Origin of the sequence: Streptomyces sp. NPDC002730 (genome assembly GCF_042888805.1) — a bacterium.
Taxonomy (GTDB): domain Bacteria; phylum Actinomycetota; class Actinomycetes; order Streptomycetales; family Streptomycetaceae; genus Streptomyces.
The window spans coordinates 157,610-183,063 of the sequence record NZ_JBIAQG010000014.1 but is presented as its reverse complement, the minus strand read 5'-3'; the positions used below and the strand labels follow the sequence as shown (position 1 = coordinate 183,063).

Below are 25,454 nucleotides of genomic sequence, written 5' to 3'. Positions count from 1 at the left end.
CACTCCTGAGTGCCTCCTGAGCGGGGACGACAGAAGCCTGGAGAAGTGCTTCTGTCGTCCCCGCTCGGGGGGCACTTTTTCGTGTCCGCTCTTGACAGTCCTCCCCCGCTCCAGGCAGTCTTCCATCAAGCAGAAATTAACTTCCGCAATACGGAAGGAGCGCAAGCCCCTCATGGCCCCTCTTTTTCGGGACAAGCGCGGCGCGGACCAGCGCTTCGATGTGAACCTCTCGATCCTCTTCACGGAACTCCCGCTCCTGGAGCGCCCCGCGGCCGCGGCCGCGGCGGGCTTCACGGCGGTCGAGCTGTGGTGGCCCTGGATCGAGACCCCGACCCCGCCGCAGGCCGAGCTCGACGCCCTCAAGAAGGCGCTCGACAACGCCGGCACCCAGCTGGTGGGACTGAACTTCTACGCCGGGCAGCTGCCGGGCCCCGACCGCGGCGCGCTCTCCGTGCCCGGCGACGAGTCAGACCGCTTCCGCGCCAATATCGAGGTGGCCGCGGACTTCGCCGCCTCGGTGGGCTGCAAGGCGCTCAACGCGCTGTACGGAAACCGCGTCGAGGGCGTCGACCCGCAGGTGCAGGACACCCTCGCCCTGGAGAATCTGGTCCTGGCGGCCCGCGCGGCCGACCGGGTCGGGGCGATCCTGCTGGTCGAGACGCTCAACAAGCCGGAGTCCCCGCTCTACCCGCTGGTGAGCGCCCCGGCCGCGATCGAGGTCGTCGACAAGGTGAACGCGGCGACGGGACTCGGCAACGCCAAGTTCCTGCTGGACATCTACCACCTGTCGATGAACGGCGAGGACGTCAGCCAGGTCATCGCGGCCTACGCCGACAGGACCGGCCACGTACAGATCGCGGACAACCCGGGCCGTGGCGCGCCGGGCACCGGCTCGCTGCCGCTGGAGCAGCTCCTCGACGAGCTGACAAAGGCCGGTTACGACGGCTGGGTCGGCCTGGAGTACAAGGCCGGCGACCGCCCGAGCGCCGAGTCCTTCGCCTGGCTGCCGGCCGAGGCCCGCGCCGCCAACTGACGTGACGTACAAAAGTTTTGAGAGAGGCACCCTCATGAGCACCCCCGCAGCTTCTTCCCACCCGGCCCGACCGGCGATTGCCTGGATCGGTCTCGGCATCATGGGCTCGCCCATGTCCGAGAACCTGCTGAAGGCGGGTTACGACGTCACCGGTTTCACGCTGGAGCAGGACAAGCTGGACCGTCTTGCCGCGGCGGGCGGCACCGCCGCCGGCTCGATCGCCGAGGCCGTGAAGGACGCCGACGTCGTCATCACGATGGTGCCCGCATCCCCGCACGTCGAGGCCATCGCGTACGGCCCCGACGGCATCCTGGAGAACGCCAAGCAGGGCGCCCTGCTGATCGACATGTCCTCGATCACCCCGCAGACCTCGGTCGACCTGGGCAAGGCCGGTGCCGAGAAGGGCATCCGCGTGCTTGACGCCCCGGTCTCCGGCGGCGAGGCCGGCGCGATCGAGGCCGTACTGTCGATCATGGTCGGCGGCGAGCAGGCCGACTTCGATACCGCGCTGCCGATCCTCGAGGCTCTCGGCAAGACCATCGTGCTGTGCGGTCCGCACGGCTCCGGTCAGACGGTGAAGGCCGCCAACCAGCTGATCGTCGCGGTCAACATCCAGGCCTGCGCCGAGGCCGTCGTCTTCCTCGAGAAGTCCGGCGTGAACCTCCAGGCCGCCCTGGACGTCCTGGGCGGCGGTCTGGCCGGTTCCACGGTCCTGACCCGCAAGAAGGACAACTTCCTGAACCGGGACTTCAAGCCCGGCTTCCGGATCGACCTGCACCACAAGGACATGGGCATCGTCACCGACGCCGCCCGCAACGTCGGTGCCGCGCTGCCCGTCGGTGCGGTCGTCGCCCAACTGGTCGCCTCCCTGCGCGCGCAGGGCGACGGCGGCCTGGACCACTCCGCCCTGCTGCGCTCCGTCGAGCGCCTCTCCGGTCAGCAGGTCTGAGTGACCGAGGCTCATCGCCTCACCCCCTGATCTCCGGGCCGCGGCAGCGCTGACACCTGTCCTGTCGCGCCCAGGCGCTGCCGCTGCCCGGGAACCACAACTTCAATTTCAACAAACTGTTGACGTTACATTCTCCGCGAATCTACGCTCCAGGGGCCGTCAGCAGCTCCAGCCCGGAAGGTCAATCCCGCCACCATGACGCAGCGTGTGCTTACGACCGAGTCAGGCGCCCCGGTCGCCGACAACCAGAACTCCGCCACCGCCGGCGTCGGTGGCCCGATCCTTCTCCAGGACCAGCACCTGCTGGAGAAGCTCGCCCGCTTCAACCGGGAGCGCATCCCGGAGCGCGTCGTGCACGCCCGCGGCAGCGGCGCGTACGGCTACTTCGAGGTGACCGACGATGTCACCGGCTTCACCAAGGCCGACTTCCTCGGCAAGGTCGGCAAGCGCACGGAGACGTTCATCCGCTTCTCCACCGTCGCCGACTCGCTCGGCGGCGCGGACGCGGTCCGTGACCCGCGCGGCTTCGCGCTGAAGTTCTACACCGAAGAGGGCAACTACGACCTCGTCGGCAACAACACCCCGGTGTTCTTCATCAAGGACCCGATCAAGTTCCCCGACTTCATCCACTCCCAGAAGCGCGACCCCTTCACGGGCAAGCAGGAGCCGGACAACGTCTGGGACTTCTGGGCGTACGCCCCCGAGGCGACGCACCAGGTGACCTGGCTGATGGGCGACCGCGGCATCCCCGCCTCGTACCGCCACATGAACGGCTACGGCTCGCACACCTACCAGTGGACGAACGCCGCCGGCGAGGCCTTCTTCGTCAAGTACCACTTCAAGACGAACCAGGGCGTCCGCTCCCTGTCGAGCGAGCAGGCCGCCGAGCTCGCGGGCAAGGACGCCAACAGCCACCAGACGGACCTGCTGCAGGCCATCGAGCGCGGTGTGAACCCGTCCTGGACCCTGTACGTCCAGGTGATGCCGGCCGCCGAGGCCGCGGACTACCGCTTCAACCCGTTCGACCTCACCAAGGTGTGGCCGCACAGCGACTACCCGCTGCAGCGCGTCGGCCGTCTGGTCCTGGACCGGAACCCCGACAATGTCTTCGCCGAGGTCGAGCAGGCCGCGTTCTCGCCGAACAACTTCGTTCCGGGTATCGGTCCTTCGCCGGACAAGATGCTCCAGGGCCGGCTGTTCGCCTACGCGGACGCGCACCGCTACCGCCTGGGCGTCAACCACACCCAGCTCGCGGTGAACGCGCCGAGGGCGACGGTTGCCGAGAACTACGGCCGCGACGGCCTGATGGCGACCCGCAACGGCCGCCGCACCGACAAGAACTACGAGCCCAACTCGTACGCCGGTCCCGCACAGACGGACGCCGCGCTGTCGGCTCCGCTCGCGGTCCAGGGCTGGACCGGCACCCACGCGGCGCCGGCCCACGTCAAGGACGACGACTTCTTCCAGGCGGGCGAGCTCTACCGCCTGATGTCGAGCGAGGAGAAGTCCCGTCTGATCGCCAACATCGCCGGCGGTCTCTCGCAGGTCACCCGCGACGACGTGATCGAGAAGAACCTCGCCCACTTCCACGCCGCCGACGCCGACTACGGCAAGCGCGTCGAGGAAGCGGTCCGCGCCCTGCGCGAGGACTAACAGCAAAGCTGCGCCCGGGATCTGACAGAAAGCCAGATATCCGGGCGCCGAGCCCGCACCGCAAGATCCGGATGAGGGGTGGTCATGCGGAGCGGGTGGAGGCGAGGACCGCAGCGGCAGGTGATGCCAGTGCGGTGGTGAAGGTCTCCAGGTCCCCTTTCTGACCTGAAGGAAGGGGAGCCCGGGGAGCAATCACCGCCGCTGCGGTCCCAGCCCGCCCCACAGTCTCCGCCCGGCGGCGCGAACGTCCTGTCGCGCCAGCCTCGTGCCGTCGGGCGGTAACAACTTCACAGCCTGAGCGCCGAGTACGGACAGCCCCGTACTCGGCGCCCTCCTTTGCCCCGGCGGCCTCACACGGCCAGCGCCCGGCGGCCCAGGCCGGTGACGGCGAGGGCGATCAGACCCGCGGCGAAGGCGAAGAGGAAGCCGGCCGCCGAGCCGTACGCATCGACCAAGTGGCCCGCCAGGGGCGCGCCCAGGGCCGTGCCCGCCGACGCCGCGGTGCTCAGCCAGGTCATGCCCTCCGTGCGGGAGTTCCGCTACGAACGCGAACCGGTGGGCGCGCTGCAGGGCCTGGCCGCGGACCGGGTGGTCGCGATCGGTACCGTCAGCAAGTCTCTGGCGCCCGCGATACGGCTCGGCTGGGGTCTCTGCCCGCCGGCACTGGCCGTCGCGGTCGCCGAGCTGAAGCGGCGCCACGACCGCGGCTGCCCCGAACTCGACCAGCTCGCGCTGGCCGCGCTCATCGAATCGGGCCGCTACGACCGGCATTTGCGCCGGATGCGCACGGTCTACGCGCAGCGGCGTGCCGCGCTCGTCGAATCACTCACCGAGCACGCGCCCGAGGTCCGGCTGACGGGTCTCGCGGCCGGCTTCCATGCCGTGGCCCATCTGCCGCGAGGCGCCGACGAGCAGTCGGTGATCACCGCGGCCGGGGCACGCTCGGTGGGCCTGTACGGCATGAGCCCGCACCGCTCGTCGGGCGCGACGGACCCGGCCCAACTCGTCCTGGGCTTCGGCAATCTCGGCGAGCGCGCCGTCCGCGCGGGTATCGAGGCCATCGGCGGCCTTCTGCGCGGAGACGGCGCGGGCAATGAGGCGGACAACGAAGCGGCCTCCGTCCGGAGTGACTCCGGGACGGAGGCCGTTCGTGACTGCGGCATTCCACACCGCGGCATTCGACACCGCGGCATTCCACACGGCGGCATCGGACGCCGCGGGGTGAGCGTCAGACCTTGAGCGGCTTGATCGAGGTCGGGGCGTGACCCGGCTCGGTGGCGAGCTCTTCCCACTCGTTCACGCCGTCGATCTGGACACCCATCGAGATGTTGGTGACCCGCTCCAGGATCGCCTCGACCACGACCGGGACGCGGAACTCCGCGGCCAGCTTCTTGGCCTCCTCGAAGGCCGGCAGCAGTTGGCCGGGCTCGGTGACGCGGATCGCCTTGCAGCCCAGGCCCTCGACGACCTTGACGTGGTCGACGCCGTAGACGCCCAGTTCCGGGGAGTTGATGTTCTCGAACTCCAGGTTGACCTGGAAGTTGATGTCGAGATTGCGCTGTGCCTGGCGGATCAGGCCCAGGTACGCGTTGTTCACCAGGACATGGACGTACGGGATCCTGTGCTGCGCGCCGACCGCCAGCTCCTCGAGCATGAACTGGAAGTCGTAGTCGCCCGAGAGCGCGACGACCGGAGTCTCCGGGTCGGCGGTGGCGACACCGAGCGCGGCCGGGATGGTCCAGCCGAGCGGGCCCGCCTGGCCGCAGTTGATCCAGTGGCGCGGCCTGTAGACGTGCAGCATCTGCGCACCGGCGATCTGGGAGAGGCCGATGGTGGTGACGTAGCGCGTCTCCGGACCGAAGGCCTTGTTCATCTCCTCGTACACGCGCTGCGGCTTCATCGGCACGTTGTCGAAGTGCGTACGGCGCTGCAGCGTGGCCTTGCGCTCCTGCGCGGAGGCGGCCCACTCGGCGCGCTCCGGCAGCCGGCCGGCGGCCTTGAGCTCCTTCGCCACCTCGATGAAGAGCTCCAGCGCTGCCTTGGCGTCGGAGGCGATGCCGTACTCCGGGGCGAAGATCTTGCCGATCTGGGTGGGCTCGATGTCGACGTGGACGAACGTGCGGCCCTTGGTGTAGACGTCCAGGCCGCCGGTGTGGCGATTGGCCCAGCGATTGCCGATGCCGAGGACGAAGTCCGACTCGAGGAAGGTCGCGTTGCCGTAGCGGTGCGAGGTCTGCAGACCGACCATGCCGGCGTTCAACTCGTGGTCGTCGGCGATGATGCCCCAGCCCATCAGGGTCGGGACGACCGGGATGCCGGTCAGCTCCGCGAACTCGACCAGCAGCTCGGAGGCGTCGGCGTTGATGATGCCGCCGCCGGCGACGATCAGCGGGCGCTCGGACGCGTTGAGCAGCTTGATGGCCTTCTCGGCCTGGGCGCGGGTCGCGGACGGCTTGTAGACCGGCAGCGGCTCGTACGTCTCCGGGTCGAACTCGATCTCGGTCAGCTGAACGTCGATCGGCAGGTCGATGAGGACCGGTCCGGGCCGTCCTGACCGCATCAGGTGGAAGGCCTGCTGGAAGACGCCGGGGACCTGCGCGGCCTCCAGGACCGTGGTCGCCGCCTTGGTGACGGGCTTGGCGATCGAGGCGATGTCGACGGCCTGGAAGTCCTCCTTGTGGATCACCGCGGTCGGCGCCTGGCCGGTGATGCAGAGGATCGGGATCGAGTCGCCGATGGCCGAGTAGAGGCCGGTGATCATGTCGGTGCCGGCCGGACCCGACGTACCGATGCAGACACCGATGTTGCCGGGGTTGGCGCGGGTGTAGCCCTCCGCCATGTGGGAGGCGCCCTCGACATGGCGGGCGAGCGTGTGGTCGATGCCCCCGCCGGCCTGCAGTGCCTTGTAGAAGGGGTTGATCGCCGCGCCCGGCACACCGAACGCGTTCGTGACGCCTTCGCGCTTGAGGATCTCAACTGCCGCTCGGGCAGCGGTCATACGAGGCATGGGTGCTCCTGCTTCGGCCAGGCGGAGTCGGGCTCTTTCACGTCACTCGAGAGCATCGATTCCATAATGCGGAAGTTTAGTTCTGCTATACGGAAGTAATGTAGGACGCCTACGGAGGGACGTCAAGGGATGCCCGAAGTCGCTCCCCAAGGCCTCGCGCTTGGTAGACGATGGACCGGAGCACCTGGGGAAGGGGGACCGCGATGGCCGAGACCGTGCCGGTGCGCTGTCCGGCCTGCCGCCGCGACCACCTGTACGCGCCGACGCTCTATCCCTGCGCGTGCGGTGCCCCGCTCGCACCGCCGCTGCTGCGCGGCGCTCCCCCGGAACGGATCACCCACCGCACCTGGACGGACGACTGGGTGACGGTCCGCTGCCAGGAGTGCGGGCGCCAGGACCAGTGGCCGCAGCCGGAGCTCGGCTGCCCCTGCGGCATGGTGCTGCGTATCCCGGTCCGCCCGGTGAGCGCCCCGCTCCCTGCGTCACCGGCCGCCACGTCGGCCGCCCCGCTCATGCGCCCGGCGCCCATGCCGTTCCCCCGTACGGTCACCGCGCCGCGCCCCACCTTCCGCCCGGTCACCATCCGCACGGCGCGCGACGCGGTGACCGCGGCGGCGCTCTATCTGAAGTGGCTGGGATTCCGCGATGTCGTCCAGCCGGAGGTCAGGCCCTCGTCCGGAATAGATCTGCGCGGTCCCGGCCTGGTCGCCCAGGTCGACCCGTCAACCCACCCCGCCACTCTGCGCGATGTCGAATGCCTCTGGCTGAACGGGCTGAGCATCTCGGCCGCGAGCGTCTTCTTCTCCCTCGCGGGGTACGCGGAGGACGCCAGGTCCCGCGCCGACCACCTCGGCATCCCGCTCTTCGTCATGGACCTCACGGGCAGCCCTCAGCCGGTCAACGCCCCGGCGGACGAATTGATCTCCACCGGCGTATAACGGCATGGAATGTCGGTCGCGCTGTACGGGGATCCGGCCCCGCTCCGGTACGCACCGCACTTCGCCCGGAACGGCGCACTGCTCGGGCGCGGCAGCAACGATCCCGGCTTCTCCGTGCACCACAACCCGACAGGCGACGGAGCGAGCTGCGGGGCTTGAAACCGCTGGGTCATACTCCCCGTATGCGTATCCGACCGGCCGCACTTGCCGAACTCCCCCTGCTCCAGGACATCGAGAGGGCTGCCGGAGAGCCCTTCCGCGGCCTCGGCATGGCGGCGATCGCCGACGACGAGCCCCCGGCTCTCGATCTCCTGGACCGCTACCGGCGGCGGGGCCGCGCCTGGGTGTCGGCCGACGGATCGGGCCGCCCGCTCGCGTATCTGATCTCCGACGAGGTCGACGGCGCGGCCCATATCGAGCAGGTGTCGGTCCATCCGGACGCCGCCCGTCGCGGGCTGGGCAGCGCCCTGATCGACCACCTCGCGGCGTGCGCCGTCGCCGACGGGCTGACGGCGCTGACGCTGACGACGTTCACCGAGGTGCCGTGGAACGCGCCGTACTACACCCGCCTGGGCTTCCGCACGCTCGACGAGGACGAACTCACCGAAGGACTGCGGGAGATCAGACGTGCGGAGGCCCGGCACGGCCTGGACCACTGGCCCCGGGTGTGCATGCGCCGGGAACTGGGCGCTAGCTCTCCTCAGGGCCGTACCGCCGGCGCAGCTCCACCTTTCTGACCTTGCCGCTCACCGTCATCGGGAAGTCCGCGAGGACCTCCAGCCTGCGGGGAATCTTGTAGTGCGCGAGCTGTTCGCGGCAGTACTCGGCGAGGTCCTCCAGCGTCGGCGGGTCCGCCGGATCGCGCGGGATCACACAGGCCAGGATCTCCTCGCCGTACTTCTCGTCGGGGACACCGACGACCTGGACGTCCGCGATCTTGGGGTGGCCGTACAGGAACTCCTCGATCTCGCGCGGATAGACGTTCTCTCCGCCCCTGATGATCATGTCCTTGATCCGGCCGACGATCTGGAGACAGCCGTCCTCGCGCATCACCGCCAGGTCGCCGGTGTGCATCCAGCGGCCCGCGTCGACCGCCTCCGCGGTCTTCTCCGGCTCGTTCCAGTAGCCAAGCATCACGCTGTAGCCACGGGTGCACAGCTCGCCCGCCGCCCCGCGCGGCAGGGTCACGCCGCCGGCCGGGTCGACGACCTTGACCTCGACATGGGGCAGGACACGGCCGACGGTGCCGGTGCGGCGTTCCAGGTCGTCGTCGCGACGGGTCTGGGTGGAGACCGGGGAGGTCTCCGTCATGCCGTAGCAGATCGACACCTCCGCCATGTTCATCTCGGCGACGACCCGTTTCATCACCTCCACCGGGCAGGGCGAGCCCGCCATGATGCCGGTGCGCAGCGAGGAGAGGTCGTACGTCGCGAAGTCGGGAAGGTTCAGCTCGGCGATGAACATCGTCGGGACGCCGTAGAGCGAGGTACAGCGTTCCTCGGCGACCGCGCGGAGCGTGGCGGCCGGATCGAAGGACGGCGCCGGGATGACCATGCACGCGCCGTGCGAGGTGGCCGCGAGGTTGCCCATGACCATGCCGAAGCAGTGGTAGAAGGGCACGGGAATGCAGATCCGGTCCTGCTCGGTGTAGCCGACCGACTCCCCCACGAAGTAACCGTTGTTGAGGATGTTGTGGTGGGAGAGCGTGGCGCCCTTCGGGAAGCCGGTGGTGCCGGAGGTGTACTGGATGTTGATCGCGTCGTCGCAGGACAACTGGACCTCGCGGGCCGCCAGTTGCTCGTCGGTGACCGTGCCGGCCGCGTCCAGGAGCACATCCCAGGAGCCGTCCTCGATGTAGTGGACGGCCCGCAGCTCGGGGCAGCTGGGGCGCACCTGCTCCACCAGTGCCCGGTAGTCGCTGGTCTTGTGCCGCTGCGAGGCGAACAGCACCGAGATCCCGGCCTGTTTCAGCACGTACTCGAGCTCGTGCGCCCGGTACGCCGGATTGATGTTCACCATGATGGCGCCGATCCGGGCGGTGGCGTACTGCACGAGCACCCACTCGGCACAGTTGACCGCCCAGATCCCGACCCGGTCGCCCTTGGCGACCCCGGTCCCGAGCAGCCCGCGCGCCAGCTGGTCCACCGCCGAGCCGAATTCGGCATACGTCCAGCGGGTGCCCGCGGGTACGTCAACAAGCGCCTCGCGGTCGGGGTACGCGTCGATCGTCCGGTCGAGGTTCTGGCCGATGGTGTCACCGAGCAGCGCCGTCGTGCCGGTGCCGTGCGCGTACGAGAGTGCCGTCGTCGCAGGTGCCGTCATCGCAGGTCCCCCTCGTCGTACTCGACGGCCGAGCCCTCGGCCGTACGCTCGCGCAGCTCGATCCGGCGGATCTTCCCGGACACCGTCTTCGGCAGCTCGGCGAACTCCAGGCGGCGGATGCGCTTGTACGGGGCGAGGACGGCGCGCGAGTGCTCGAAGAGCAGCTTCGCCGTGTCCGGCCCCGGCTCCCAGCCCTCCGCCAGCACGATGAACGCCTTGGGCACGGCGAGCCGCACCGGGTCCGGGGCCGGTACGACCGCCGCCTCCGCCACCGCCTCGTGCTCCAGGAGCGCGCTCTCCAGCTCGAACGGCGAGATCTTGTAGTCGGAGGCCTTGAAGACGTCGTCGGAGCGCCCGATGTAGGTGATGTATCCGTCGGCGTCCCGCGCGCCGATGTCACCGGTGCGGTAGAAGCCGCCCGCCATCGCCTCGGCCGTACGCTCCGGGTCGCCGTGGTATCCGGTCATCAGACCGACCGGACTGCCGGACAGGTCGAGCGAGATCTCGCCCTCCGTCGCGCCCGGCCGGCCCGTCACCGGGTCGAGCAGCTCCACCTTGAAGCCGGGACAGGGGCGGCCCATCGAGCCGGCCTTGAGCAACTGGCCCGGAGAGTTGGCGACTTGGACGGCGGTCTCGGTCTGGCCGAAGCCGTCCCTGATCACCACGCCCCACTCCCGGCGGACCGTCTCGATGACCTCCGGGTTGAGTGGTTCGCCCGCCGCGACGACCTCGCGCGGCGGCGTGTGCAGCCCGCTCAGATCGGACTGGATCAGCATCCGCCAGACGGTCGGCGGGGCGCAGAAGCTGGTGACGCCCGCCCGGTCCATCTCGGACATCAGCCGACCGGCGTCGAAGCGTGTGTAGTTGAGGATGAAGACGGTCGCCTCGGCGTTCCAGGGCGCGAAGAGGTTCGACCAGGCGTGCTTGGCCCAGCCGGGCGAGGAGATGTTGAGGTGGACGTCGCCGGGCCTGAGGCCGATCCAGTACATGGTCGACAGGTGGCCGACGGGGTACGAGACATGGGTGTGCTCGACCAGTTTGGGGCGGGCCGTGGTGCCCGAGGTGAAGTAGAGCATCAGCGGGTCGTCCGCATGCGTGACGCCGTCGGGCTCGAAGTCGCCGCGGCCCGGCACGGAGAACGCCTGGTGGAAGTCGAGCCAGCCCGGCACACCGGCCGCGCCCCGGTCCGCCACCGCGATCCGGGTGTAATCGCCCGGCACCTCGGCGAACTTGGCGGTGTCCGCCTCGCGCACGACGACATGCCGTGCGCGTCCACGTTCGATCCGGTCCCGCAGGTCCACCGGGCCGAGCAGCGGGGTCGCGGGAATGACGACCGCCCGCAGCTTCATCGCGGCCAGCGCGGTCATCCACAGTTCCTGCTGGTTGCCGAGCATCACGAGGATCCGGTCGCCGGCCTCTACGCCCTGCGCCCGCAGCCAGTTGGCGACCTGGTCCGAGCGCACGGACATCTCGCCGAACGAGACCTTGACCTCGCTGCCGTCCTCCTCGACGATGTGCAGCGCGGTCCTGCCGTTGCCGGTGGCGATCTCGTCGAACCAGTCGAGTGCCCAGTTGAAGCGCTCGAGCCGCGGCCAGGCGAAGCCTTCGTACGCCGTTGCGTAGTCATCCCTGTGCTGCAGCAGGAAGTCCCGGGCGGCCCGGAACTTCTCCGTCGCGCTGCCAGACGTCATGTGTCCTCCTCATTGCGGGACCGGCTACCGACATCGTGTAATCAGTGACCCATGTCTCACTACCCCCGTACGGGGGTGACCCCTCCCAGAGAGAAGAGCAGGTGTCCGAGTCGGCCGATGCTGTGGAGATGCGAGCGGCGCTGCAGCGGCTGCGCCGCTCGACCGGGCTGCCGGTCGCCTTCGGCGGACTGCTGCCCAATGCCCGACAGCTGCGGATCGCCGAACTGAGCGGCACGGCGACGGGAGCGTTGCGCGGTCTCGCGATCAGCGCGGGCAACGGCCTCGGGGGGAAGTCCATCGCGCTGTCACGGCCGTGCGCGGTGAGCGACTACCCCTCGGCACGGCACATCAGCCATGAGTACGACGCGGCGGTGGCGACGGAGGGGCTGCGCTCGGTGCTGGCGGTGCCCGTCGTCGTGCGGCGCAAGGTGCGGGGTGTGCTGTACGGCGCGCTCCGTGAGCCGATGGCGCTGGGCGAGCGGACCTTCGACGCGGCGGTCGCGGCGGCACGCGATGTGGAGCAGGCCCTGGTCGTACGGGACGAGGTGCAGCGGCTGCTGGCCGCGGCCCGGGAGCCGGTGGCCGGCCCCGGGGCGTGGGAGGAGGTCCGCGAGGTCCACGGGGAACTGCGCGCGCTGGCACCGCGGATAGGCGACCAGGCACTGCGGGAGACGCTCCTGGCGGTCTGCCGCCGGCTGGCGGCCGCGGCGGGCGGCCCGCCGGGCGAGCAGACCGTCGCGCTGGCGCCGCGCGAGCTGGATGTGCTCGCCTGTGTCGCGGCGGGCTCGACGAACGCGGCAGCGGCGGAGCGTCTTGGCCTGAAGCCGGAGACGGTGAAGGGGTATCTGCGGGCCGCGATGCGGAAGCTGGGGGCGCACACCCGGCTCGAGGCGGTGGTGGCGGCGCGCCGCGCGGGCCTGCTGCCGTAGCTGGGGGCAGGCCGCCGGACGACCAAGCCCCACCGCGGATCAAGGCCCGGACAACCAATCCCCGCCGGCGATTGAGGCGCGGACAACCGCCGCAACCCAGCGGGCCGACCCTTGCGCAAGGAGCGCGTCAAATACCGGTCGCCCAGCGTCAGCGGCACGTCAGGGGCCCGCTGACCCGCCTCTGTACGGGCATAGCTTCAGGTGGTCAGGAAAGCGATCGACTCCCCTGCGGAGGACACCATGAAGACCCTCACCCGCGAGGAAGCGGACCCTGCGGAACCCGACGAACCTTGCCCGGCAGGGCCGCTGTACGTGCCGGTTCGACTCGGCTCTGCCGGAGGATGCCAGGTGCGCTTCATGCGCACACCGCTCGGTGTACGCACAGCCATCGGCTTCACCGGCCGGGACCGGCTCGTCGCCGTGCTCGGTGAACGACAGCAGTGGATCAGGATCGCCGAGCCCGCGCTGAGTGCGCTCGCCGAACCGCTCGGGGTCACCACCGTGACGGTGGACCCCCGGCTCACCGCGCCCGCCGCTGCCAGGGCCGCACCCGCTCCCGCTCCCGTACCGCAGTGCGCGCGTCGCGAGGTCTCCCCGGTGCACGCCCTTTACGACTGACGCCCTGCCGGCGTACACCACGTCCGTCGGGCAGACCGTCCGGCGCGTACCCCGTGTCGATGGCATCGGACTACAACATGACGGGCCGGGGGCTACTCGCTGAAGGTCCCGAATCGGATGTCGTGACCGGTGGCCGAGGTCATCGTGGTGAGCATCCGCTCCCCCTCCTCGGCCAGCGCGTCGCACTGCGCTCGGGTCAGCTTTCCGAAGGCCTGCACGGTCAGGGTCGCGCGCTCCTTGGTCTCGGCCAGCCGCCAGATGCCGGCCAGGTAGCCGTCGACGAGGAAGGTGCAGTAGGCCATGTTGCCCTTCCAGGTGCGCGCCTTGTACTCCTCGGCCACCACCCGGCTGCGGTCGGCGTGCGAGAGCAGCAGATTGTCGAACTCGGGGAGGAAGCGGGGCGGCGCGGGGGTGTCGGCGTCGGGGCGGGGCGCGTCGGGGAGGTCGAAGAGCTCGACGCCCTTCTCGTCCTGGAAGACGGCCAGCTGCGGCCGGAGCCGCTCGAAGACCTCCCGCATCCGGGTCAGTCCGGACCACATCTGCATGTCCTTCACCGATGCGGGCCCGAAGGCGGCGAGATAGCGGAGCACGGTGCCGTCGGGCGCGGGCACCGGACCGGTCGCCCTGCCGAACCAGTGCTCGGCGGTGGTCAACGTGACCTGGCCGCTTCTGCCCCACAGCCCACGCGGGGTGACCTGCACCAGCGGCAGTACACAGCGGGCGGCGACGGAGAGTGCGAACGGATCGGCGTCCGGCCACTCCTTCAGCAGAGCCTCGCGCAGCTCCTTCATGGTCCGCGGCTGCTCCTCGACCAGCTCGCGGGCGAGGGCGCCGAGCCGGTCCAGGTCGACCCCGGCCAGACCCTTGCGGAACTGCGTGAGCTCCCGATCGCGCGCCGCCTGGACCAGGGGCCGCAGCGTGAGGCAGTCGTCGGCGGAGTGCGTGTGAATGGTGGAGCGCATGGTGACCAGGCGGGCGACGTCGCGGGAAGCCATCAGCGCGGAGAGCTCCTCGGGGTCGAAGCCGTCCAGGCGGGCGGCGAGCGCGTAGTACGGGGGCTTCACGTTCTGCGCCTGGAGGCCCACGAGGTGCTCGACGGCGCCCTTGACGGACATCGCGGACTTGGGGGCGCGGCGCAGCAGGAGCTGACGGTCCAGGGTGGCGCGGTTCAGCGCGCGGTTGCCGAGTACGGGGTTCGTCGTCTTCGAGGCCATGCGCCACACGCTACCCAGGCTTGCGGACAACTTCTGTCCGCAATGGTGGTACGCCTGGGCCGCCACCCCGTCATGCCAGGGCAATTCGGCCCGGATATCCTGCTCCGAGGCCATACCGGCGCAAGCCGCAGACGTTCGAGGTGGGAGGTGAGACCGCGATGCCACGCTCCTCGAAGAGGCACCAATGGCGCCGCCGCCCACTGCCGCCCGCGAGCCCGCCGCCACAAGCCCCCGCGGCCGCCGAGCCGCCCGCTCTCTCCCCCGTACACAAGGACCAGGGCAGCATCGTCCAGGCCGCGCTCTACCGCGACGGACGCCGCGTCTCGACGCCGGACTCGCTCGCCGAGACCTTCCGTCAGCTGCGTGAGTACCCGGACGGCATGGCATGGATCGGGCTGCACCGCCCGTCCGAGGCCGAACTCCTCTCGCTGGCCGCGGAGTTCGACCTCCATGAACTCGCCGTCGAGGACGCTCTTGAGGCCCACCAGCGCCCGAAGCTGGAGCGGTACGGCGACACCTTGTTCGTGGTGCTGCGCGCCGCCCGCTATCTCGACGCCCAGGAGGAGGTCGACTTCGGCGAGCTGCATGCCTTCGTCGGCAAGGACTTCCTGATCACGGTCCGCCACGGAGCAGCCCCGGACCTGTCGGCCGTACGCAACCGGATGGAGAAGACTCCCGAACTTCTCGCGCTCGGCCCGGAGGCGGTGCTGTACGCGATCCTCGACGCGGTCGTCGACGGCTACGCCCCGGTCGTCGCGGGCGTGCAGAACGACATCGACGAGATCGAGACCGAGGTGTTCGGCGGCGACCCGGCGGTGTCCCGCCGTATCTACGAACTCTCCCGCGAAATGGTCGAGTTCCAGCGGGCCACCCGCCCCCTGGTCGGCATGCTCCACGGCCTGATGGCGGGCTTCGCCAAGTACGGCACGGACGAGGAGCTCCAGCGCTATCTGCGCGACGTCGCCGACCATGTCACGCACACCAGCGAGCGCGTGGACGGCTTCCGGCAGGCGCTGGCGGACATCCTCACGGTCAACGCGACGCTGGTGACGCAGCAGCAGAACGCGGAGATGCGGGCGCTGGCGGAGGCCGGCTTCGAGCAGAACGAGGAGATCAAGAAGATCTCCTCGTGGGCCGCCATTCTGTTTGCACCCACGCTCGTGGGAACTATTTACGGCATGAACTTCGAGACGATGCCGGAATTGAAGTGGGCTGCGGGGTATCCCTTCGCGATCCTACTGATGGCGGTAGTTTGCGTCAGTTTGTACTTCATCTTCAAGCGTCGCGACTGGCTCTAAGTCGCTCTACCCCACCCTCACCGACCGCACTATATTTGCGATTGAATACGTGCCGTCGCGACACTCAAGTGTCCTGGGGAGCGGCTGGGGAGACCCGGCGCGCTCGTGATCTCCTCTACCCCCCGGTGAGGGCTGCTGGAACCTGGTCCGTAAGCGCCGCCAGGTCCTTCCAACTGCCGAGATTCGATCATTGTTGGTAGCCGTCGACCGCGTGAACACCGGCATTATTAGCGACGACCGCGGCCCATTCCCACACGCGAGTGATGTGGCCCAGCTGCAGGCCGACATGTGGGTCGGGCTGGACGAGGAGGGTGGAGTGGCCGCGGGCGGTGCGTTCGGCGGCCCAGGTGTGGTCGAGGGCCGTGAAGTCGTCGTCGATCCAGGCGACGGGGGCTGAGCCGAGCCAGGGGTCTAAGTGGTCGCGTTTCCAGAGGTAGCCGTGAGGGTGACTGGTCGTGATCTGGGGGCGCGGCAGGTCGAGGTAGGGGAAGTCGGGCAGGCCGACGAGCGGTCCGATGATCGTGGTCGCATCCTTGCGCCAGCTCGTGCACCACACGGAGTTGACGAGACCACTGGTCAGGAGGCCAGTGAGCAGAGGACCGTGGCTGGGGTCGAGCCAGATGGGGACGGGGTCGTCCGGGTGCCGGCCAGTGGGCAGGACGGTGTGGCAAACGTGGGTGGGCGGGGTGCTGCCGTCCGCGGCCGGGAAGGGTATGAGGACGCCGTCGATGTCCAGGAGCAGGTAGGGCAGGGTCATCGGTGTCTCCGGGGTCAGCGTTTGCGGGCGGTGATCAGGAGGGTGGTGGGCCATGGGTCGCGGCGTGGGTGGCGCAGCTCCAGCGCAGAAGAGATCCGTAGACCGGTCCGCGAGAGGTGGGCACCCCAGCGGTGGGCGTCGAACTCCCATCGAGCGATGGGCAGTCGGGTGTGGTCGGGCATGGTGACGTAGTCCTCACACGGACAGTCGTCCGTGGACGGATGTCTTCCGGCCCGTGCCGGGTGCGGGACGGAGAAGGCCAGGACTCCACCTGGCCTGAGGCGGCGGGAGATCGCGGCGAGTAGGAGCTCGGGGGCGACGAGGCCGACGGCGCCGAAGACGGAGTAGATCGCGTCGCAGGTTTGGCCGGTGGCCTGCAGGTGGTGCAATGCGTGGCCGGCGGCGAAGGTGGCGCCGTCGATGTGGCCGTAGTGGGAGCGGGCGCGACGTATCTGCGGGCCGACCAAGTCCACGCCGGTGACCCGGGCCCGGTGGTGTTCGGCAAGGTGGGCGACGTTGTGGCCGGGGCCGCAGCCCAGCTCCAGGATGCGCTTGCGGCGCAGGTCCGGGCCGAGAATCTCGGCGCCGGGACCGAGGCCCGGGTGGGTGTTCCATGCCATCCGGGTCGGTGCAGTGAGCGCGCGGGCGGGGGCAGCGGCTATGCGCTGGGCGGCGTGGGCGTACCAGGGGGAGACCTGGGCGAGCACCTAGACCTCCAAGAGTTGGACCACGTCGTTCAGGTGGCGGTGGACGACGGGGATATAGGCGGGGTCCTTGGCCTGGTCGTTGATCCAGCGGATGGCCTGCTCCATGAACCACTCCACAGCCCACATGCGGTGCCAGCCAAGAGCCCATGCCTCGGCGGCCAGGCCACCTCGGGCGGCGAGGGCGTCCTCGTGGCCGCCTGCGGTGACGTACTGCTCCAGGAACACCCGCAGTCGCACGGGGCTCGGCGCGTCGGTGGTGCCTTGGTACGAGGCGAGGTCGATCAGGCCGGGTCCGGTGATGGCGCGCGCGAAGTCGAGGAGGTGCCAGCCGTTCTCCCCGATGTGGATGCTCGTGGGGTGGAACTCGGAGTGGACCCAGCCGAACGGGTCGAGCGTCGCACCCTGGCCGCGGGCCTCAGCCGCGGCGGAGATCTTCCCCAGAGCGGTCTCGATGTCGTCGCAGTCCGTCCACCGGTCGGCCTTCCGCAGCCGCTGGAGGTGATCGAGGGCTTGGCCGGGCAGGGCCGCGAGGCCCTCGCCGTCGAGGAGGGGCAGGCCGCCCGCCGGGCGGGCGGCGTGGAGCATCACGGCGGCGGCGACGCCGTCGAGCTCGTCGGCATCCCGTACGGGGGTGCCGAGGTCATCCATGAGCATCCCGAGCCACTTGTCCTGCATGGCGGTGGCGTGGAGCTCGGGGACCGGCAGCCCGCGCTGCTGCGCCACCCGCAGGGCCTGTGCCTCGCGGTCGAAGGGCTCCTTGGCGTACTTGAAGACGGCCGTGGTGCCGTCGGGGAAGGTGACGCGTTCGACGCCGGACATGCCCCAGACGCGGATCTCGGCACGTTCGGGGAGGGGCTTGCCGACGAGGGTGCACAGGTCGTCCAGCAGGGCGGTGGTCAGGTTCTGGTCCATGGGGGTCTCCAAGGGGCTGGTGGGCTCCGGGGCGGGCGAGCAGGTCAGCCCGCCCCGGAGTCGTAGTCGGGTTGGAGTTACTCGGCCGCGGTCACCCGGTGGGCATAGACCTGCTCAATCCAGCCCGCTTTGAACTCGGCCAGGTCGTCACGGAAGTTGGCCATCGAGGCACCGTAGGGCGCCACAACTCCGCCGGTCTGGTCTGGCACGGACTGGCAGCCGTGTACGAGCCGGCCGCCGAGGGCGGCGTGGGCCTTGATGGACTCGATCCGGCGGTGCTCGTTGAACCAGCCGCCGTGGTAGACCTCGTCCAGCATTCCGCCCATCTGATCGTCCAGGTCGAAGACGACGGAGGTGGCGGCGGGGAAGAACCAGCAGGGGCCGACGTTGGAGATGTGCCCGTCCAGCTCGACCTTGTTGAGCGCCATCAGCGTGGCCGCCTCGCGCAGCATGCGCAGGTGGTCGGCGGTGATCTGCGGAAGGCCGAGTCCGTCGAGGTGCTCCTCGCGGAAGAGGTACGAGTAGACCTCGTACGCCGTCGCCAGCACGCGGGGCGCGTCGGAGGTGGACTCGCCGTGGTTCTTGATGAAGTCGAGCGCGAGCTGCTCGACCGCGCTCTCGGTCGTCTCGTCCACGCCCAGGAGTTGGGACTTGACCAGCTCCCAGTTGGCGACGAGCCAGGTGTTGGACTCCAAGCGGAAGAAGTACTCGGCCGGGTCGATGGTGATGCGTCGGCCGTCCACCTGGATGCCGGGCAGGCGGCTCCAGCGCGGGTCGAAGGCGTCGGGCAGCTCGACCGTGATGGTCGCGGTGTCGATGGTGGTCACCGTTTCTCCGTCTCTGATCGGCCGGGCCGGGGCATAGGAATGCCCGAGCCCGGTAGGGCGTACGGAACTTGGGGGCCGCCCGGCCCAAGAGTGGGGCGGCTGTCGACAAGTGAACAGCCCGCTACGCAGAGTGGGTACCGTGTGACCGAGGCCAAGCGGTATACGCGGTTTACAGCTCCGGACGGAGGAGATCGTGCCAGCGCCGAGCAACCCCAACTCCTGCCTGCGCGAAGCCATTGCCACCGCCGGATGCACGTACGAGGCACTCGCCAAGGACGTACGCCGCATCGCCGCCGAGAACGGCGACCTGCTCCAGACCAACAAGTCGGCGATCTCCCACTGGGTGAACGGCACCCGCGCGCCGTCCGGACGGACAGGGCAGTACCTCACCGAAGCCCTCTCCCGCAGACTGGGCCGCGTCGTCACTCAAACAGAGCTCGGTCTCCACTCACCCGACATGGAGTCGCCACCGGGCACCGACCCCGTCACCACGGTCACGGACCTCGGCCGGGCGGACGTCGAACGCCGCCGCTTCCTCGCCATCGCCGCCTTCACCACAGCCGGCGTAGCCATGCCCCTCCTGCACGATCACGAAGCCACATCGCGGATGCTCCGATCCCGCACCGCTCGCTCCCTCGTCGGGGGCGAGGACATCGACGTCGTTCGGCAGATCACGGCAGCCTTCAGCGCTGCCGACGAACGCCTCGGCGGCGGCCACAGCCTGACCACAGTCACTGCCTACCTCGCCGACACCGCCGCCCCCATCCTGCGCGGACGCTTCCCCTCCGAAGCCTTACGCCAGGCAGCCTTCGGCGCCGTCGCCGAACTCGCCTACCTCGCCGGCTGGAAACACCACGACCTCGGCCACGAGGGCGCTGCCCAGCGCTACTACCAGGTCGGCTACCAGCTGGCCTGCGAAGCCGACCCCCACGGCCACGCGGCCTGGATGATGCGCGCCCTCGCCCACCAGTCCCTCAGCCTCAAGCAGCCCCACCATTGCGTCGATCTCGTCGAAGGCGCCCTCACCCGCGGCCTCGGCCACGTCGACGGCCAGACCGAAGCCCTCCTCCACATCACCCACGCCCGCGCCTACGCGGCCATCGGCGAGACCCCCTCGGCCGCACGTGCCCTCCTCGCCGCCGAAGACGCCCTCCTACGCGAGGACGGGCCCCAGCCCAGCTTCTCCCGCGTCAGCGGCCCAGCAGCCGGCACCGTGGCCAGCCATACCGCACGCACCCTGACCGACCTCGCCGACCACGTCGGCACCGAACAACAGCACCGCGACGCCCTCACCCGCTGGGACCCGAAGAAGTACAAGCGCGTCCACGCCCTCACCCACGCCGACCTCGGCGACAGCCTCGCCGCCCAGGCCCGCGCCGACGAAGCGGTCGCCGCCTGGACCCAGGCCCTCGTCCTCATGGAGGGCATGACATCCGACCGCACCCGCAAGGCGATCTCCTCGATCCGCTCCACCCTCGCGGTGTACCAGCGCCGCCGCGTCCCCGGCGCCGCCGATCTCGCCCGCCGCGCCCGCGAGGCCCTCGCCTAACATGCCCAACAACCCGCCCGACGAAGGGAACCCCGTGGCTCAGCAGACCGACGACCGCTCCCAAGCCCTCAAGCCGGCGCACGGATCGATGACCCTGCTGGTCGCGGCCGTCATCGTCCACGACAAGGCCACCAACCGCGTCGTGCTCCTCCAGCGCAGCGAGAACGCCAAGTTCGCCCAGGGCCTGTGGGATCTCCCCGTCGGCAAGAGCGAGCCGGGCGAGCCCATCACCGAAACCGCAGTCCGCGAGCTGTACGAGGAGACGGGCCTCACGGTGAAGCCCGAGTCCCTCAAAGTCGCCCACATCATCCACGGTGCCTGGGGCGTTGAGGCTCCCAACGGCTTCCTCACGGTCGTCTTCGCCGCCCACGAATGGACCGGCGAACCCGAAAACCGCGAACCCCGCAAGCACTCCCGAGTCCGCTGGGTCGACGCCAACGCCATCCCCAAGGAGTTCGTGGACACCACCGCCAGCGCCCTCCACCGCTACCTCACCGAAGGCTCCCAGGTCTCTCTCGACGGCTGGTCCTGACACGGCAGTTCCGGTCAAGCCTTAAGGATCAGCTGGCGGCCGACCGACCGTGTCGCCGCCTCCCCTCTGACCGTCCTCCCCCCTGACGCTCTATCTGGCCATGGCCGTTCCCGTCTTCCCCGAACTCTGGGCTGCGGTCAGCAGCCCGGACCGCGACGGATTCCGCGAGCGGTCGTCACGCGACGGCGCGCGGCTGACGGCACCGCCCCGGTGCCACGGAACGCCTGACGACAGGACCTACGGCACCCGCCTCGCCGCTCCGGAGGACGGGTGCCGCTGGCGGTGCCGGGACGTCTTCCCCGTCTCCGTCCCCGGCCGGTCGTGCCGCAGTTCGTCGAAGAGCCGGGACGACTTCTTGGCGTCCCACTTCAGTACGTTGCCCTTGGGCGTGGGGACGCCGATGCCGGACACGGGCACGTTGATCTGCTTGCCCTGTCCGCCCGAGACGCTCTGCACGGCGCGGAACATCCTGCTGAGATCGCGCAGGCTCATGCCCTTGTCGACGATGAGCGTGTCGAGCCCGGCCTGCATGGCCGGACCGATCTCCAGCGGGTCGAAGAGGGTGCCGGGACGGGCGGCCTGGTGGGCGAGGGTCGACAGGAACTTCTGCTGGTTCCTCGACCGGCCCAGATCGCCCTCCTTCTCCTGGTGCCGCTGGCGGACGAAGGCGAGCGCCTGCTTGCCGTTCAGGGTGTGACAGCCCTTGCGCAGGTCGGCGCCCGACCTCTTGTCCTTGATGTCCCGGTCCAGGCACATGCGAACGCCGCCGATGGCGTCAACGATGTTCACGAACCCGGCGAAGCCGATCTCCGCATAGTGGTCGATGCGCAGCCCGGTGTTCTTCTCGACGGTGTGCACCAGCAGTTCGGGGCCGCCGTAGGAGAAGGCGGCGTTCAGTTTGTCCCCCTCGGGCCGCTTGGTCTTGCCCGTCGATGTGTCCAGGCGGCCGGGCACGGTGATCCAGGAGTCGCGCGGCAGGCTGACCATGCTGGTTCCGTGGGCCCCGGTGTGCAGCAGCATCATCGAGTCGGTGCGCCGCCCGCCGCCCCCGCCGGCGTGCAGGTCCTTCACGTCGTCCGGCGAGAGCCCGTCGCGGCTGTCCGAGCCCACGATGAGGTAGTTGGTGCCCTCGCCGGCCGGCGGACGGTCCCCGTACGCTCCGAGGTCGACGTCACGTTGCAGCCGGGTCTCGGCCCAGCCGTACGTGCCGCCCACCGCGACGACCACAACGGCCAGCAGGACGAACACCGCCCGCCGCAGCCTCCTGCGCTTCTTCGGCCGCCGGGCGTGGGCGCGCCGGGGCCCGTAGCGGGAGCTGGGGCGTTCGGCGAACCGCTCACGAGCGGCGGAGCCTTCCGGGGCCGCGTACGGATCCGGATCGGCGTACGGATCCGGATCGGCGTACGGATCCGGATCGGCGTACAGCTCCGGGTCGACGTACGGCCCCTGGCCAGCGTACGGATCCGGCGCAGCGTACGACTCCGGGCCGGGTGTCGGCCCCCGCCCGGCCCTCGGCTCCGGGTGCCACAGCTCGCCCGTCATCTGCACCGGCGCACGGCGCACGGGATGGCTCCCGGCGTCGCCGTTCCAGCCGTGCTCCCCCATGGGTATGGTGCGTCCGGCCCGCTGGTCAAGCGGGTCTGTCATGGTCAACTCCCTTGGTCATGTCCCAGGTCCGACTCGCGCGGCCGCTCGCCGGTTCCCCTCCCGTCGCCTCCCGCCCCATCCCACACCTGGATCACTGCGACGACAGGCTCCGCCGCGGGGGCGGCTCGTCGAGCGGATCTCCGGACGTCTCCCCGGACGGCACTTCGAGCAGATACGGGTCGGCGGTTCCGGTGCGCTTCATGCTGTGCCACTTCAGTCGGGTGCCGAGCAGCGCCGTGGTCACGGAGTGGATGACCACCAGGTACATCAACTGCCGGTAGACGAACTGCTGGAGCGGCAGCACCCACAGCACGCGCAGCCGTTCGCGGTCGAGCCGCAGCGCGTACGCGGCGGTGACCAACTGGACGGTGAGGAACCCGAACCAGACGAGGGCGGCCTCCAAGGGGTCGCGGAACAGCGCCCCGAACAGGGCGAACATGTCCACAACCGGTGCGCACAGCGGCAGCACGATCTGGAACAGCGTGACGTAGAGCAGCACACGACGGCCGAAGCGTCCGGCGGGGCCGACCTCCGTCACCGCGTGACGGTGCTTCCACATCGACTGGAGGGTGCCGTAGCACCAGCGGTAGCGCTGACGCCACAACTGCCGCACGGTACTGGGCACTTCGGTCCAGGCGACCGCCGACTCCTCGTAGACGACGCGCCAGCCGGCCCGCCAGAGCGCCATCGTGAGGTCGGTGTCCTCGGCCAGGGTCTCGTCGCTGACGCCGCCGACGCCCATCAGCGCGTCCCTGCGGAAGGCGCCGATCGCCCCCGGCACCGTCGGCATGCACTCCAGGACCTCGAACATCCGCCTGTCGAGGTTGAAGCCGAGGACGTACTCCAAGTGCTGCCATTTACCCAGCAGGCGGCGCCGGTTGCCGACCTTGGTGTTGCCACTGACCGCACCGATCGCCGGGTGGGCGAGCGGCTGGACCAGCCGGGCCAGCGCCTCGGGTTCGAAGATGGTGTCCGCATCGACCATGACGACGATGTCGTGCCGCGCGTGCGCCAGGCCGGTGTTGAGGGCGCTGGGCTTGCCGCCGTTGGGCTGCCGGATCACCGTCACCCGCGGGTCGTCGATGTCCTCAGCGATGTCGGCGGTGGCGTCGGTCGAGCCGTCGTCGATCACGATGATCTGCACGTGCGGGTGGGTGGAGGCGAGCAGCGAGTACACGGTGGAGGCGATGCCGGCCTCCTCGTTGTACGCCGGCACCAGGACCGTCACCGGCTCCCGCACCTCGCGCAGCCGTGGTGCGCCGGGCCGGTACCGGTGCAGCCTGCGCACGTGGAGCCGGGCGAACACCGCGAACAGGAGCATCCGCAGGACGCCGAGCACGCCCGTGAGGGTCAGCGTCCACACCATCACGGTGAGGAAGGCGTGCCCGAGTCGCTGCGACCAGATCAGCCCCTCGCCCTTGATCTCCTGGGCGACCGGGACCTGGTCGAGGAAGGAGGGACGTTCAAGGCCGCCGCTGACGGTGGTGAACCGTTTCACGCTGCGGTCCCGCAGCAGTTCCTCGGCCTCGTGGTAGCCCAGATCGGTCTGGCTGTGCTGCGTCACCACCCCCCGCCACGGCTTGCGGTCCTTGTGGTCCGAGGCGACCACCAGGTACCCCTGCGCCGCCGCGCGCTTCGCGGCCGACCACTCGGCGCCGCAGAGCGTGTCCGCGGCCGTGGTGTGCGGCAGCCGCAGCAGGGTGGTATTGATGCCGACCGCACCCGCGAAAGCGGTCTGGGTGAGCGACAGTTCAAGGCGCGCGCGCACCGGCGAGGCGACACCGAGGTCGCCGCCGCTGTAGGTGTACGAGCCGATCTCGTGGCCCTCGTACAGGATCCGCCGCATCAGCTCCGGGTGCCGGGCCGCGTCCTTCCCGTAGACGAAGAAGGTCGCCCGCGCGTGGTGCCTGCGCAGCAGGTCGAGCAGGCGCGGCGTCCACACCGGGTCGGGCCCGCCGTCGAAAGTGAGCGCGGCGGTCCCCGGCGGCATGGCCGCGGTGGTGACCCCCGTCGGGCCGAACCGCAGCAGCGGCTTCCCGTCGTCCGCCTCGCGCGGGATCGGCCGGGTGCACGGCGGCTTGGTGCGCGCGGCGTCGACCTGGTGGGTCGTCCAGCCCTCGAAGAGGAGGGTGACGGCGACCACCAGGAGAACCAGCAGGAGGACGAGCCAGTGTCCGCGCGGCGGGCGGCGAACAGCGGCGCGCCGGCTCACTGCTTCAGGCCTCCGGCCGGCGGGACGGATCTGCCGGTCGGCGGGCGGCGGTCGTCCCGGTCTGCGTGGGCCCTGGCCGGTGGCCGGTGGGCCTCTGCTCGGGCCGGTGCGCCGGGGCCGTGCGGCGCCTTGCCGGTGTCCGGGCCGGAAGGCGCTGGTCCGTTCGTACTCGGCGGGTGCGTGCCGACGGGCTGCCGGAGTCCGCTGATCAGCGTGCCGACGAACAGCAGATACCCGAGGCAGGCGCAGCCCACGGCCAGCGCCACGCCTTGCAGCGTCCGCCTGCGCCAGCCCGACTGGTCGATGAAGATGGGGAGTTGGGGGGCGGCGGCCTGGGGACGTTGTGCCACCGGGGTCACGCGAGGCGCCGCCACCCGGTGCGGCATGCGCTGTGTCATGTCCCGCCCCGTGTGCTGCTCCCTGCGGGCAGGGGGTACGGACGACAATCGCCCGTCGTGCGGTGTGCTGGCTATGTGGGGGATGCCCTGCACTGGTGCTCCTGATCTGCGGCCGCGCACGCGCGACTCTTTGTGTGTGGGGGGTACGGACCCGGGGGTCCGCTGTACTGCCCGTGAGACGTCGGAGCCGCATCCCGGTGCCCGGCGCGTACGGAGGGTTCCCGTACGTGCGCATGCCATGCGCCCTTCCCGGGTGGGGCC

Annotated in this window: 24 protein-coding genes and 1 pseudogene; 13 read left to right on the top strand and 12 right to left on the bottom strand. The window is 70.0% G+C overall.

Going from position 1 to position 25,454, the window contains the following annotated elements; all coding sequences use genetic code 11:
* Nucleotides 1-172 precede the first annotated feature (172 nt).
* From ACFYXH_RS32305 to ACFYXH_RS32295, 3 genes are all read left to right on the top strand, one after another.
* Nucleotides 173-1,033: a TIM barrel protein gene (locus tag ACFYXH_RS32305; protein ID WP_389570459.1), complete on the top strand. Its 861-nt coding sequence runs from the start codon at nt 173-175 to the stop codon at nt 1,031-1,033.
* 34 nt (nt 1,034-1,067) lie between these two features.
* Entirely contained in the window at nt 1,068-1,982 is a 915-nt protein-coding gene (locus ACFYXH_RS32300; RefSeq protein WP_389570456.1) for a 2-hydroxy-3-oxopropionate reductase, read from the top strand.
* A gap of 195 nt (nt 1,983-2,177) precedes the next feature.
* Nucleotides 2,178-3,635, top strand: coding sequence for a catalase (locus tag ACFYXH_RS32295; protein WP_389570453.1), 1,458 nt, complete (start codon nt 2,178-2,180; stop codon nt 3,633-3,635).
* 350 nt (nt 3,636-3,985) lie between these two features.
* Here ACFYXH_RS32295 and ACFYXH_RS32290 read toward each other — a convergent pair whose 3' ends face one another.
* Nucleotides 3,986-4,153 (bottom strand): hypothetical protein, encoded by a 168-nt coding sequence (locus ACFYXH_RS32290; RefSeq protein WP_389570450.1) that lies wholly within the window; start codon nt 4,151-4,153, stop codon nt 3,986-3,988.
* Between ACFYXH_RS32290 and ACFYXH_RS32285 the strand changes: the two genes are divergently transcribed.
* The gene (locus ACFYXH_RS32285; protein WP_389570447.1) at nt 4,152-4,874 is read left to right on the top strand and encodes an aminotransferase class I/II-fold pyridoxal phosphate-dependent enzyme; all 723 of its coding nucleotides are present in this window, start codon (nt 4,152-4,154) and stop codon (nt 4,872-4,874) included. The genes ACFYXH_RS32290 and ACFYXH_RS32285 overlap by 2 nt on opposite strands.
* On the opposite strand, the gene gcl is transcribed toward ACFYXH_RS32285, so the two are convergent.
* Nucleotides 4,864-6,642 (bottom strand): glyoxylate carboligase, encoded by a 1,779-nt coding sequence (gene gcl / locus ACFYXH_RS32280; RefSeq protein WP_389570444.1) that lies wholly within the window; start codon nt 6,640-6,642, stop codon nt 4,864-4,866. The genes ACFYXH_RS32285 and gcl overlap by 11 nt on opposite strands.
* Nucleotides 6,643-6,845: 203 nt before the next feature.
* On the opposite strand from gcl, the gene ACFYXH_RS32275 reads away from it, so the two are divergent.
* From ACFYXH_RS32275 to ACFYXH_RS32265, 3 genes are read left to right on the top strand one after another with little or no spacing between them, the layout of a single operon-like run.
* The gene (locus ACFYXH_RS32275) at nt 6,846-7,580 is read left to right on the top strand and encodes a hypothetical protein (protein WP_389570442.1); all 735 of its coding nucleotides are present in this window, start codon (nt 6,846-6,848) and stop codon (nt 7,578-7,580) included.
* 9 nt (nt 7,581-7,589) lie between these two features.
* The gene (locus tag ACFYXH_RS32270) at nt 7,590-7,739 is read left to right on the top strand and encodes a hypothetical protein (protein WP_389570439.1); all 150 of its coding nucleotides are present in this window, start codon (nt 7,590-7,592) and stop codon (nt 7,737-7,739) included.
* A 23-nt stretch (nt 7,740-7,762) separates the two neighbouring features.
* Entirely contained in the window at nt 7,763-8,317 is a 555-nt protein-coding gene (locus tag ACFYXH_RS32265; RefSeq protein WP_389570436.1) for a GNAT family N-acetyltransferase, read from the top strand.
* Here ACFYXH_RS32265 and ACFYXH_RS32260 read toward each other — a convergent pair.
* Nucleotides 8,271-9,902 (bottom strand): AMP-binding protein, encoded by a 1,632-nt coding sequence (locus ACFYXH_RS32260; RefSeq protein ID WP_389570433.1) that lies wholly within the window; start codon nt 9,900-9,902, stop codon nt 8,271-8,273. The two genes, ACFYXH_RS32265 and ACFYXH_RS32260, sit on opposite strands and share 47 nt — an antisense overlap.
* Complete coding sequence (locus tag ACFYXH_RS32255; protein WP_389570431.1) at nt 9,899-11,593, bottom strand: AMP-binding protein; 1,695 nt, start codon at nt 11,591-11,593, stop codon at nt 9,899-9,901. Before ACFYXH_RS32255 ends, ACFYXH_RS32260 begins: the two co-directional genes overlap by 4 nt.
* A gap of 128 nt (nt 11,594-11,721) precedes the next feature.
* On the opposite strand from ACFYXH_RS32255, the gene ACFYXH_RS32250 reads away from it, so the two are divergent.
* Nucleotides 11,722-12,522 carry a response regulator transcription factor gene (locus ACFYXH_RS32250; RefSeq protein ID WP_389570784.1) on the top strand — a complete coding sequence of 267 codons (801 nt, stop codon included), beginning with the start codon at nt 11,722-11,724 and terminating at the stop codon, nt 12,520-12,522.
* A gap of 357 nt (nt 12,523-12,879) precedes the next feature.
* The gene (locus ACFYXH_RS32245) at nt 12,880-13,140 is read left to right on the top strand and encodes an SAV_915 family protein (protein WP_389570428.1); all 261 of its coding nucleotides are present in this window, start codon (nt 12,880-12,882) and stop codon (nt 13,138-13,140) included.
* 92 nt (nt 13,141-13,232) lie between these two features.
* Here ACFYXH_RS32245 and ACFYXH_RS32240 read toward each other — a convergent pair whose 3' ends face one another.
* Nucleotides 13,233-14,354, bottom strand: coding sequence for a winged helix DNA-binding domain-containing protein (locus tag ACFYXH_RS32240; protein WP_389570425.1), 1,122 nt, complete (start codon nt 14,352-14,354; stop codon nt 13,233-13,235).
* A 158-nt stretch (nt 14,355-14,512) separates the two neighbouring features.
* Between ACFYXH_RS32240 and ACFYXH_RS32235 the strand changes: the two genes are divergently transcribed.
* Complete coding sequence (locus ACFYXH_RS32235; protein ID WP_389570422.1) at nt 14,513-15,652, top strand: magnesium and cobalt transport protein CorA; 1,140 nt, start codon at nt 14,513-14,515, stop codon at nt 15,650-15,652.
* A 187-nt stretch (nt 15,653-15,839) separates the two neighbouring features.
* Here the strand turns inward: ACFYXH_RS32235 and ACFYXH_RS32230 are convergent, their stop codons facing one another.
* The 4 genes from ACFYXH_RS32230 to ACFYXH_RS32215 form a co-directional block, all read right to left on the bottom strand.
* Nucleotides 15,840-16,409: a hypothetical protein gene (locus ACFYXH_RS32230; protein WP_389570419.1), complete on the bottom strand. Its 570-nt coding sequence runs from the start codon at nt 16,407-16,409 to the stop codon at nt 15,840-15,842.
* A gap of 14 nt (nt 16,410-16,423) precedes the next feature.
* Nucleotides 16,424-17,116, bottom strand: coding sequence for a class I SAM-dependent methyltransferase (locus ACFYXH_RS32225; protein WP_389570417.1), 693 nt, complete (start codon nt 17,114-17,116; stop codon nt 16,424-16,426).
* Nucleotides 17,117-18,028 (bottom strand): aminoglycoside phosphotransferase family protein, encoded by a 912-nt coding sequence (locus tag ACFYXH_RS32220; protein ID WP_389570414.1) that lies wholly within the window; start codon nt 18,026-18,028, stop codon nt 17,117-17,119.
* Nucleotides 18,029-18,105: 77 nt separating this feature from the next.
* Complete coding sequence (locus tag ACFYXH_RS32215) at nt 18,106-18,855, bottom strand: hypothetical protein (protein WP_389570411.1); 750 nt, start codon at nt 18,853-18,855, stop codon at nt 18,106-18,108.
* A gap of 193 nt (nt 18,856-19,048) precedes the next feature.
* Between ACFYXH_RS32215 and ACFYXH_RS32210 the strand changes: the two genes are divergently transcribed.
* The 3 genes and pseudogenes from ACFYXH_RS32210 to ACFYXH_RS32200 form a co-directional block, all read left to right on the top strand.
* Nucleotides 19,049-20,404, top strand: coding sequence for a tetratricopeptide repeat protein (locus ACFYXH_RS32210; protein WP_389570408.1), 1,356 nt, complete (start codon nt 19,049-19,051; stop codon nt 20,402-20,404).
* Between the two features lies 1 nt (nt 20,405).
* Nucleotides 20,406-20,936, top strand: coding sequence for an NUDIX domain-containing protein (locus ACFYXH_RS32205; protein ID WP_389570405.1), 531 nt, complete (start codon nt 20,406-20,408; stop codon nt 20,934-20,936).
* A gap of 30 nt (nt 20,937-20,966) precedes the next feature.
* A pseudogene (locus ACFYXH_RS32200) lies at nt 20,967-21,117 on the top strand (DUF4281 domain-containing protein); the annotation flags it as partial.
* Between the two features lie 56 nt (nt 21,118-21,173).
* Here the strand turns inward: ACFYXH_RS32200 and ACFYXH_RS32195 are convergent.
* The 3 genes from ACFYXH_RS32195 to ACFYXH_RS32185 all read right to left on the bottom strand — a co-directional run bounded on the left by ACFYXH_RS32195 (nt 21,174) and on the right by ACFYXH_RS32185 (nt 25,193).
* Nucleotides 21,174-22,583 carry an LCP family protein gene (locus ACFYXH_RS32195; RefSeq protein WP_389570402.1) on the bottom strand — a complete coding sequence of 470 codons (1,410 nt, stop codon included), beginning with the start codon at nt 22,581-22,583 and terminating at the stop codon, nt 21,174-21,176.
* A 91-nt stretch (nt 22,584-22,674) separates the two neighbouring features.
* Nucleotides 22,675-24,795: a bifunctional polysaccharide deacetylase/glycosyltransferase family 2 protein gene (locus ACFYXH_RS32190; RefSeq protein WP_389570399.1), complete on the bottom strand. Its 2,121-nt coding sequence runs from the start codon at nt 24,793-24,795 to the stop codon at nt 22,675-22,677.
* Nucleotides 24,792-25,193 carry a hypothetical protein gene (locus tag ACFYXH_RS32185; protein ID WP_389570396.1) on the bottom strand — a complete coding sequence of 134 codons (402 nt, stop codon included), beginning with the start codon at nt 25,191-25,193 and terminating at the stop codon, nt 24,792-24,794. Before ACFYXH_RS32185 ends, ACFYXH_RS32190 begins: the two co-directional genes overlap by 4 nt.
* Nucleotides 25,194-25,454 lie beyond the last annotated feature (261 nt).

What these genes read in the sequence shown, in the direction of transcription:
- ACFYXH_RS32230 (WP_389570419.1), bottom strand. Translation starts at nt 16,409, where the DNA reads ATGACCCTGCCCTACCTGCTCCTGGACATCGACGGCGTCCTCATACCC.
- ACFYXH_RS32285 (WP_389570447.1), top strand. Translation starts at nt 4,152, where the DNA reads ATGCCCTCCGTGCGGGAGTTCCGCTACGAACGCGAACCGGTGGGCGCG.
- ACFYXH_RS32290 (WP_389570450.1), bottom strand. Translation starts at nt 4,153, where the DNA reads ATGACCTGGCTGAGCACCGCGGCGTCGGCGGGCACGGCCCTGGGCGCG.
- ACFYXH_RS32265 (WP_389570436.1), top strand. Translation starts at nt 7,763, where the DNA reads ATGCGTATCCGACCGGCCGCACTTGCCGAACTCCCCCTGCTCCAGGAC.
- ACFYXH_RS32250 (WP_389570784.1), top strand. Translation starts at nt 11,722, where the DNA reads ATGCGAGCGGCGCTGCAGCGGCTGCGCCGCTCGACCGGGCTGCCGGTC.
- ACFYXH_RS32295 (WP_389570453.1), top strand. Translation starts at nt 2,178, where the DNA reads ATGACGCAGCGTGTGCTTACGACCGAGTCAGGCGCCCCGGTCGCCGAC.
- ACFYXH_RS32195 (WP_389570402.1), bottom strand. Translation starts at nt 22,583, where the DNA reads ATGACAGACCCGCTTGACCAGCGGGCCGGACGCACCATACCCATGGGG.
- ACFYXH_RS32185 (WP_389570396.1), bottom strand. Translation starts at nt 25,193, where the DNA reads ATGACACAGCGCATGCCGCACCGGGTGGCGGCGCCTCGCGTGACCCCG.
- ACFYXH_RS32275 (WP_389570442.1), top strand. Translation starts at nt 6,846, where the DNA reads ATGGCCGAGACCGTGCCGGTGCGCTGTCCGGCCTGCCGCCGCGACCAC.
- ACFYXH_RS32235 (WP_389570422.1), top strand. Translation starts at nt 14,513, where the DNA reads ATGCCACGCTCCTCGAAGAGGCACCAATGGCGCCGCCGCCCACTGCCG.
- ACFYXH_RS32245 (WP_389570428.1), top strand. Translation starts at nt 12,880, where the DNA reads ATGCGCACACCGCTCGGTGTACGCACAGCCATCGGCTTCACCGGCCGG.
- ACFYXH_RS32260 (WP_389570433.1), bottom strand. Translation starts at nt 9,902, where the DNA reads ATGACGGCACCTGCGACGACGGCACTCTCGTACGCGCACGGCACCGGC.
- ACFYXH_RS32305 (WP_389570459.1), top strand. Translation starts at nt 173, where the DNA reads ATGGCCCCTCTTTTTCGGGACAAGCGCGGCGCGGACCAGCGCTTCGAT.
- ACFYXH_RS32255 (WP_389570431.1), bottom strand. Translation starts at nt 11,593, where the DNA reads ATGACGTCTGGCAGCGCGACGGAGAAGTTCCGGGCCGCCCGGGACTTC.
- ACFYXH_RS32220 (WP_389570414.1), bottom strand. Translation starts at nt 18,028, where the DNA reads ATGGACCAGAACCTGACCACCGCCCTGCTGGACGACCTGTGCACCCTC.
- gcl (WP_389570444.1), bottom strand. Translation starts at nt 6,642, where the DNA reads ATGCCTCGTATGACCGCTGCCCGAGCGGCAGTTGAGATCCTCAAGCGC.
- ACFYXH_RS32300 (WP_389570456.1), top strand. Translation starts at nt 1,068, where the DNA reads ATGAGCACCCCCGCAGCTTCTTCCCACCCGGCCCGACCGGCGATTGCC.
- ACFYXH_RS32205 (WP_389570405.1), top strand. Translation starts at nt 20,406, where the DNA reads ATGCCCAACAACCCGCCCGACGAAGGGAACCCCGTGGCTCAGCAGACC.
- ACFYXH_RS32240 (WP_389570425.1), bottom strand. Translation starts at nt 14,354, where the DNA reads ATGGCCTCGAAGACGACGAACCCCGTACTCGGCAACCGCGCGCTGAAC.
- ACFYXH_RS32270 (WP_389570439.1), top strand. Translation starts at nt 7,590, where the DNA reads ATGTCGGTCGCGCTGTACGGGGATCCGGCCCCGCTCCGGTACGCACCG.